The sequence below is a fragment of the Curtobacterium sp. Csp2 genome (genome assembly GCF_013347165.1).
Genome location: NZ_CP054593.1, coordinates 1 through 8,379, shown reverse-complemented (window position 1 = coordinate 8,379; position 8,379 = coordinate 1). Strand labels below are relative to the sequence as shown.

The following is an 8,379-nucleotide window of genomic DNA, read 5'->3' as shown; positions in this document are numbered from 1 at the left end:
GCAGTGGACCCGGCCGTCCGCCGGAGGGGACCGGGTGCGACGGTCCGGGGGCGTGCCTCCCGGCCGTACTCGCGCAGCAGGCGCGACATGTCGCGGACCGCGTTGACGGTGCCCCGCAGCGTGCCGGTGACCTTGCTGTCGCCCACGCGCTGCGCGTAGCCGATGTCGGACTCGTCGACGCGCCAGCCGGCCGCGTGCGCGGCCAGGACCATCTCGAGCGGGTAGCCGCTGCGGCGGTCCTGCAGGTCGAGCGCGACCAGGTCGGCGCGGCGCATGACGCGCATCGGGCCCAGGTCGCGGAGGCGGTACCCGGTCGCGCGGCGCATCAGGACGGCGAGCACGCGGTTCGCGAACCGGGCGTGCGGTGCCCACGCGCCGCGCGTGGTGGGGACGCGTCGGCCGAGGGCGAGGTCGGTGCGGCCGTCCGCGACGCGGGCGACGAGCGCGGGCAGCTCGCCGGGGTCCATCGAGGCGTCGGCGTCGCAGAAGGCGACGTACTCGGCGGTCGCGGCGGCGACACCGGCGGCGCACGCGGAGCCGAAGCCCTTGACCGGTTCGGTGACGACGGTCGCGCCGTGCGCGCGGGCGACGTCGGCGGAGCCGTCGGTCGAGCCGTTGTCGACGACGATCGCCCGGTAGCCCGGGGGCAGCGCGCCGATCACGCGCGGGAGCGCGTCGGCCTCGTCCAGGCAGGGCAGGATCACGTCGACGTCCATGCCGCCCATTCGGTGCGGGACGCCGGATCGACGGGTCGGGGCGTCCGCCGCGCGCGTCGCGTCCTCGGCGGGGTCGGGGGCGTCGGTCGGCTCGGGGTGCATGCCCTCGACGTAACACGATGCAACGTCGCGGGGTACAGGATCCGTGTCCCCCGGGCGTGGCGGTGCGCGTGTTGCGGCTGTCGCGGCACGCGTTCGGGGGACGGACGGGAGGCACGGCACCCGCCCGGCGCGCGCGTCGCGCCGGGCGGGTGCCCGGGATGGGCAGGCCGCGGTCGGGCGCGGCCCGGTGCGGGTCAGCGGACGGCGGCGCGGAGCGGGGCGGTCGCGAAGTCGCGCATGCCCTGCTCGAAGTCGACCTGCGCGTGCCAGCCGAGCTCGGCGCGGATGCGCTCCGAGGACGCCGTCACGTGCCGGACGTCACCGAGCCGGTACTCGCCCGTGACGACGGGCTGCGGCCCGTCCGGTCCGGCGATCGCGGACGCCATGTCGCCGATCGTGTGCACGACCCCGGAGCCGACGTTGTACGCGCGGAACGTCTCGGCGGGCAGGTCGGCGGTCGCCGCGATCGAGGCCGCGTTCGCCCCGGCGACGTCGTCCACGTGCACGAAGTCCCGTCGCTGGCGGCCGTCCTCGAAGACGCGAGGTGCCTCGCCCCGGGCGAGCGCCGACCGGAAAAGGGACGCGACGCCGGCGTACGGGGTGTTCGAGGGCATGCCGGGGCCGTAGACGTTGTGGTACCGCAGGGCGATCGCGGTCCCGCCGGTCGCGCGGGCCCAGCTCGAGGCCAGGTGCTCCTGCGCGACCTTGGTCTGCGCGTAGACGTTCCGCGGGTCGAGCGCCGCCGACTCGTCGATCAGGCCGGGGACGAGCGGCCGTCCGTCGGGGCCGATCGGGTCGAACCGTCCGGCGTCCAGGTCCTCGCGGCGTCGGGCCGGCGGGCGGGTCGGCTCGCCGTCGGCGGTCTCGTAGGCGCCCTCGCCGTAGACGACCATCGAGCTCGCGACGACGAGTCGCCCGATGCCGCGGCGGTCCATGCCGGCCAGGACGTGCGCGGTCCCGGCGTCGTTCGAGGACACGTAGTCGGGGGCGTCCTGGAAGTCGACGCCGAGCCCCACCTTGGCGGCCTGGTGGCAGACGACGTCGACGCCGTCGAGCGCGGCCTCCAGGGCGGCCCGGTCGCGGACGTCGCCGTGCACGAACGCGGTGCCCTGCTGTTCGTGGGCGCGGACGACCTCGGCGGGGTCGCCGTGCACGTCGTCACGGAGGGAGTCGAGCACGCGGACCTCGTACCCCTCGGCGAGGGCGCGGCGGACGATCGCGGAGCCGATGAAGCCCGCGCCGCCGGTGACGAGCAGGCGGGTCACCGCTCGCTCCCGAGGGTCACGACGCTGGCGCTGGCGGCGGCGGGGACGAGCTCGCGCGGGGTGTAGTCGTCCGGCAGCGCGCCGACGATGTCGCCGATGGCGCGGACGATCACCTCGTTCGCCCGGGCCAGGCGCTCCATCACGGCGGCGTGCGTGACGGGGGCCTCCGTGTCCGCGGCGGGTCGGCCGGCCGTCTCGTCCGCTGCCGGGGCCAGGCCGGCGTCGGCGTCGGTGACGAACGACAGGTTCACGGTGCCGATGCCGAGCTCGGCGGCGAGCGGGACCTCGGGCGTCATGGTCATGTTGATCGTGTGGCCGCCGGCCTCGCGCAGCCAGACGGACTCCGCGCGGGTCGAGAAGCGCGGCCCCTGGATCACGACGCAGGTGCCGGTCGGCCGGAAGGGCACGTCGAGGGCGGACACCGCGTCGATCGCCGCGCGCCGGAGCACGGGGTCGAAGGGGTCGGCGAAGGACAGGTGCTGCACCTGGTCCTCGAAGAAGGTGTCGGCGCGGCCCCAGGTGCGGTCGATGAGCTGGTCCGTCACGACGAAGGTGCCGGGCGCGTAGTCCGGGTGCAGGCCGCCGACCGCGCTCGAGGACACGATCGCGCGGACGCCGAGCGAGCGCAGCGCCCACAGGTTCGCGCGGTGGTTGATCAGGTGCGGGGCGACCGAGTGCTCGCGGCCGTGCCGGGTGAGGAACGCCACGCGCTTGCCCGACATCGTGCCGACGGTGATCGGGCTGGAGGTCGCGCCGAACGGGGTCTCGACGACGAGCTCGTCGGCCGTGCCCCCCTCGAAGAGCCGGTACAGGCCGGAGCCGCCGATCACCCCGATGCGTGCGGTCGTTCCGTCCACAGGTGCGGTCGTGCTCACGTCGTCCTCCACAGGTCCTGGCGATGTCCTCGGCGCGCGGTGCGCCCTGGATACGCTATCGACGGCCCACCGGCAGCAGCCGAGTGCTCGGGCCCACACGAGTTCGGAGGCACGCGTGCGATCGATCGGTCAGCACCGCCAGGCGGTCGCGACGCTGCTCGCGCCGGTCCTCGGCGGCCTCGGGTCGGAGCGGCGGTCGCTGGCGGCGCTCGCCACCGCGTCGGACGCCGGGCGCGGGTACCGCGTGCTCGCCGCGGCCGTGCACGCACCGGTGCCGCTACCGACCTTCGACAACAGCCAGATGGACGGCTTCGCGGTCCGGGCCGCCGACGCCGGTGCGGTGGTACGCGTCGTCGACCCGATCCCGGCAGGCATCGTCCCCGCGCCGCTCGACCCCGGTACCGCCGCGCCGGTGATGACCGGGGCGAGCATCCCGGACGGCGCGGACGCGGTCGTCCCGGTCGAGTCCGTCCCGCCGGGGGCCTTCCCGGCGGCCATGGCGCTCGACGTGCTCACGGTCCCGGTCGACACCACGGTGGGCACGTTCGTCCGGACCGTCGGGAGCGACGTCGCAGCCGGTGCCGAGCTCGCACCCGCGGGCGCCCCGGTGACGCCGGCGCTCCTCGGGGCGCTCGCCGCGGCGGGCATCGACGCCGTGGACGTCGTGCGGCCGCTGCGCGTGCTCGTCGTGTCGACGGGCAGCGAGCTGCGGGACGACACGACGGACCCCGGTGCCGCCGCTGGTGCCGACGCCGCAGCGACGATCGGGGACGCGAACGGTGTCGCGCTGCAGGCCGCCCTGGCCGAGGTCGGCGCCCGGTCCCGCACCGTCCGCCTGCGCGACGACCCGGACCGCTTCGTCGACGCCCTCGGCGAGGCGGTCGGCGACCCCGGGGTGGACGGCGCTGACCTCGTGCTCACCACCGGCGGGATCAGCGCGGGTGCGTACGAGGTCGTCCGGCAGGCCCTCGAGCCGCTCGGCCTCGCCGTCACCCCGGTCGCGGTGCAGCCCGGCGGGCCCCAGGCGCTCGGCACCGTCGCGCTCGGCGGACGTCCGGTCCCGGTCGTGGCGTTCCCGGGCAACCCGGTGTCCGCGCTCGTGTCGTTCGAGCTGTTCGTCCGCCCGGTGCTCGCCCCACTCGTCGGCGCGCCCGACCGTGCCGCCGCCGAGCTCCCCGCTGCCGAGGGCACGACCTCGCCCCCGACGAAGCACCAGGTCCGTCGCGGCCGGGTGCAGGACGGCCGGGTCTGGTTCGTCGGCGGGCCGAGCTCGCACCTGCTCGGGCACCTCGCGGCGGCCACCCACCTCGTCCACGTCCCGGTCGGCACCGACACCGTCGCACCGGGCGACCCCCTGACCGTCTGGAGCCTGCGATGACCACTGCGCCCGACCAGCCCGACCTCTCCCACGTCCGGGCCGACGGCTCCGCGCACATGGTCGACGTCTCCGAGAAGGACGTCACCGACCGCTCGGCGACGGCGACCGCGACCCTCGTGACGCGCGCGGACGTCGTCGACCGGATCCTCGACGGGTCGCTGCCGAAGGGCGAGGTCATCGGCACCGCCCGGATCGCCGCGATCATGGCCGTCAAGAAGACCTCGGACCTCGTGCCCCTCTGCCACCCCCTGCCGATCGCCGGGGTGCAGGTCGACATCACGGGCGACGGGGACCGCGTCCGGATCGAGGTGTCCGTGCGCACGACCTCGCGCACCGGCGTCGAGATGGAGGCGCTGACGGGGGCGAGCGTCGCTGCGCTGACCGTGTACGACATGGTGAAGGCCGTCGACCGCGCGGCCGTGATCACGGAGGTGCGGGTGCTGGAGAAGCACGGCGGACGCTCCGGCGACTGGAGCAACCGATGACCACCGAACCGACCAGGGGGCGCGCCGGCGTGGTCGTCGTCTCGACGTCCGCCGCGACGGACCCCGCCCTCGACCACACCGGACCGGTCATCGCGGGCTGGCTGCGCGAGCGCGGCTTCACCGTGGCCGAGCCGACGATCGTGCCGGACGGCGGCCCGATCGCCGAGACGGTGTCCGCGGAGCTGCTCGCCGATGCCCGGCTCGTCGTCACGACCGGCGGCACGGGCGTCACACCGACCGACCGCACGCCCGAGGCCGTGGCGCCCCTCGTCGACCTCGAGCTGCCCGGCATCACCGAGGAGATCCGTCGCCGCGGGCTCGCCGGCGCCGGTCCGACGGCGCTCCTGACCCGGGGTGTCGCTGGGATCGCCGGTGGCCGTTCCCTGGTCGTCACGCTGCCCGGATCGCGCGGCGGGGTCGCCGACGGACTCGCGGTCCTCGACGGGGTGCTCGACCACGTGCTCGCCCAGCTGCACGGCGAAGGACACGCACGACGGAGCGCGTCGTGAGCGCCGAGCAGCCCGGCGGGCAGGCCGCCGACCGGGGCGCCGGGACCTCCGCCGACCGCGTCGTCCTCGCCGACGTCGTCGACCGGGTCATCACCGTGGACGAGGTCTCCGCGGCCGTCGCGACCGACCGGGACGGTGCCGTCGTGACCTTCGCCGGCATCGTCCGCGACCACGACGGCGGCAAGGGCGTCACCGCGCTCGACTACGAGCGCCACCCGAGCGCGGCCGAGGTCATCGCCGAGGTCGCCCGCACCATCGCCGACGAGCACCCCGAGGTCCGCATCGCCGTGCTGCACCGTGTCGGCGCCCTGGGCATCGGGGACGTGGCGCTCGCCGCCGCCGTGGCCTCGCCGCACCGCGGGGTGGCCTTCACCGCGTGCGGCGCCCTCGTCGACCTGGTCAAGGAGCGGACGCCGATCTGGAAGCACCAGCGGTTCACCGACGGCAGCGACGAGTGGGTGGCCGCACTCTGACCTGTACGGCCCCGCAGGAGACCGACGCAGGATCGTGATCGCGGCACCCGTCCTGGGCGTGGTCGGGCACTCGGCTGGTCCATAGACTCCCGAGACATGAGCGTGCTGCTGTACGGAGCCGGAGTCGTCCTGCTCGTGTTCGCCCTGATCGACATCATCACGCGGGGCGAGGACCAGGTCCGCGGTCTGCCGAAGTTCGCGTGGATCCTGATCTGCGTCTTCCTGCCCGTCGTCGGCAGCATCGTGTGGTTCGCCGTCGGCCACGACTGGAGCGCGAACGACCGGAACCACGGCCGGTACCTCGAGCCGAACCGTCACGAGGACCAGTACGCGAGCCTCGGGCACGCCCGCGCCGCCCACGGGGATGCGCGCGTGACCGGCACGGAGCAGGAGCTCGCCGCGCTCGAGCGGGAGATCGAGTACTGGGAGGCCCAGGCGCGACTGCGCCGTGCCAAGGAGGCAGCCGGCGAGGGCGAGCCGACCCCGGGGAGCTGACCCGCGCCTCCAGGCCGACGGCGCGACAGCGCCCCGCGGCTGCGCGCGCGCACGCCCGCGCGCAGCCATGTGTCGAACCACGTTCCCGACGTCGAACCAGCCACCGCGGTTGGTTCGACGTCGCATCCCTGGTTCGACTCGTCACCCGCGCCACCTACCCTTGTCGGGTGGCTCATCTCCTCGGCGCCGAGAACGTGCATCTCGAGTTCCCCACCCGTGTCGTCTTCGACAGCGTCACCCTCGGCCTCGACGAGGGCGACCGCATCGGCGTCGTCGGCCGGAACGGCGACGGCAAGTCGACGCTGCTCGCGCTGCTCGCCCAGCGTCTGGAGCCCGACGCCGGCCGCGTCACGCACCGCCGCGGGCTGACGATCGGCTACCTCGACCAGCGCGACGTGCTCCCGGCCGGAGCCACGGTCGGCGCGACCGTGGTCGGTGACCTCGCGGAGCACGAGTGGGCGGGCGACCCGAAGATCCGCGACGTCATCGGCGGTCTCGTGTCGGACATCCCGTGGGAGGCCGTCGTCGACGACCTCTCCGGAGGCCAGCGTCGACGGATCGCCCTCGCGAAGCTCCTGGTGGGCGACTGGGACGTGCTGTTCCTCGACGAGCCGACGAACCACCTCGACGTCGAGGGCATCCAGTGGCTCGCCGACCACATCAACCGGCGCTGGTCGTCGAACCAGGGCGGGCTCGTGGTCGTGACGCACGACCGGTGGTTCCTCGACGCCGTGTCCACGGACACGTGGGAGGTGCACGACGGCGTCGTCGAGCCCTTCGAGGGCGGTTACGCGGCGTACATCCTGCAGCGCGTCGAGCGCGACCGGCAGGCCGCCGCTTCCGAGCAGCGCCGGCAGAACCTGGCGCGGAAGGAGCTCGCCTGGCTCCGCCGCGGGGCCCCGGCCCGCACGAGCAAGCCGAAGTTCCGCATCGACGCGGCGAATGCGCTCATCGACGACGTCCCGCCCATCCGCGACACCGTCGCCCTGGCGCAGACGGCGACCGCGCGGCTCGGCAAGGACGTCGTCGACCTGCTCGACGTCGGCGTCTCGTTCGGCGACGACGTGATCCTGCGCGACGTCGAGTGGCGGATCGCGCCGGGGGAGCGGACCGGCATCCTCGGGCCGAACGGCGCGGGCAAGTCCACGCTGCTGAACCTGGTGTCGGGCGCGCTCCAGCCCACCGTCGGCCGGGTGAAGACAGGCAAGACCGTGCAGGTCGCGGTGCTCGACCAGCAGCTCGCGGACCTCGCGCAGTTCGCCGATGACCGGGTGCGCGAGGTCGTCGCCCGCAAGAAGACGAGCTACGTCGCGGACGGCAAGGAGATGACGCCGTCGCAGCTGCTCGAGCGCCTCGGCTTCACGTCGGAGCAGCTCTCCACGCCGGTTCGCGATCTCAGTGGCGGGCAGAAGCGGCGGCTACAGCTCATGCTCATCCTGCTCGACGAGCCGAACGTGCTCATCCTCGACGAGCCCACGAACGACCTCGACACCGACATGCTCGCCGCGATGGAGGACCTGCTCGACACCTGGCCGGGCACCCTGCTCGTCGTGTCGCACGACCGGTACCTGCTCGAGCGCGTCACCGACCAGCAGTACGCGGTGCTCGGCGGGCACCTCCGGCACCTGCCGGGCGGCGTCGACGAGTACATGCGGTTGCGTGCGTCGGGTTCGGTCCCGCAGACGGCGTCGGCGGCTGCCGCCGCATCAGCCGGGAGGCCCGACACGGCCCCGGCGGGCGGGTCCGGTCCCGGGACGGTCGCGTCCGGTGCCCCTGCTGCGCCCGGCCTGTCCGGAGCGGACCGGCGCGCTGCCGAGAAGGAGATGTCGGCTCTCGACCGCAAGATCGCGAAGGCAGGGCAGGACCGGCAGAAGCTGCTCGACGCGTTCGCGGCACACGACCAGTCCGACTACGCGGGACTCGGGGCGCTGCAGACGCAGCTCGGCGCCCTCGAGGCCGAGGTTGAGCAGCTGGAGGAGCGCTGGCTCGAGGTCGCCGAGGCGCTCGGGGTCTAGGGGTGCCGGGGGCCGGTCGGCGCTGCCGGGTCGACCGTCGATGGAGCAGAAGACGTCGGGTCTGTC

Annotated in this window: 9 protein-coding genes; 6 read left to right on the top strand and 3 right to left on the bottom strand. The window is 74.6% G+C overall.

The window, feature by feature from the left end; genetic code table 11:
- The 3 genes from HUN59_RS00050 to HUN59_RS00040 form a co-directional block, all read right to left on the bottom strand.
- The coding region (locus HUN59_RS00050) for a glycosyltransferase family 2 protein (protein ID WP_368076188.1) at positions 1 to 818 on the bottom strand (818 nt) is incomplete at its 3' end.
- Between the two features lie 194 nt (positions 819 to 1,012).
- Positions 1,013 to 2,083: an NAD-dependent epimerase/dehydratase family protein gene (locus HUN59_RS00045; protein WP_174777137.1), complete on the bottom strand. Its 1,071-nt coding sequence runs from the start codon at positions 2,081 to 2,083 to the stop codon at positions 1,013 to 1,015.
- A complete protein-coding gene (locus HUN59_RS00040) occupies positions 2,080 to 2,958 on the bottom strand; it encodes an MTAP family purine nucleoside phosphorylase (RefSeq protein ID WP_254629909.1) in 879 nt (292 codons plus the stop codon). The genes HUN59_RS00045 and HUN59_RS00040 overlap by 4 nt, the downstream gene beginning before the upstream one ends.
- Before the next feature lie 115 nt (positions 2,959 to 3,073).
- On the opposite strand from HUN59_RS00040, the gene HUN59_RS00035 reads away from it, so the two are divergent.
- From HUN59_RS00035 to HUN59_RS00010, 6 genes are all read left to right on the top strand, one after another.
- On the top strand, positions 3,074 to 4,336 hold the full coding sequence (locus tag HUN59_RS00035; RefSeq protein ID WP_254629908.1) for a molybdopterin molybdotransferase MoeA: 1,263 nt from the start codon (positions 3,074 to 3,076) through the stop codon (positions 4,334 to 4,336).
- Positions 4,333 to 4,821 (top strand): cyclic pyranopterin monophosphate synthase MoaC, encoded by a 489-nt coding sequence (gene moaC, locus HUN59_RS00030; RefSeq protein WP_174777134.1) that lies wholly within the window; start codon positions 4,333 to 4,335, stop codon positions 4,819 to 4,821. Before HUN59_RS00035 ends, moaC begins: the two co-directional genes overlap by 4 nt.
- Positions 4,818 to 5,330, top strand: a complete 513-nt coding sequence (locus tag HUN59_RS00025) for a MogA/MoaB family molybdenum cofactor biosynthesis protein (RefSeq protein ID WP_174777133.1) — start codon at positions 4,818 to 4,820, stop codon at positions 5,328 to 5,330. The genes moaC and HUN59_RS00025 overlap by 4 nt, the downstream gene beginning before the upstream one ends.
- On the top strand, positions 5,327 to 5,803 hold the full coding sequence (locus HUN59_RS00020; RefSeq protein WP_174777132.1) for a molybdenum cofactor biosynthesis protein MoaE: 477 nt from the start codon (positions 5,327 to 5,329) through the stop codon (positions 5,801 to 5,803). Before HUN59_RS00025 ends, HUN59_RS00020 begins: the two co-directional genes overlap by 4 nt.
- Before the next feature lie 96 nt (positions 5,804 to 5,899).
- Complete coding sequence (locus HUN59_RS00015) at positions 5,900 to 6,298, top strand: PLD nuclease N-terminal domain-containing protein (protein ID WP_058740572.1); 399 nt, start codon at positions 5,900 to 5,902, stop codon at positions 6,296 to 6,298.
- Between the two features lie 167 nt (positions 6,299 to 6,465).
- Positions 6,466 to 8,313 (top strand): ABC-F family ATP-binding cassette domain-containing protein, encoded by a 1,848-nt coding sequence (locus HUN59_RS00010; protein WP_174777131.1) that lies wholly within the window; start codon positions 6,466 to 6,468, stop codon positions 8,311 to 8,313.
- Positions 8,314 to 8,379 lie beyond the last annotated feature (66 nt).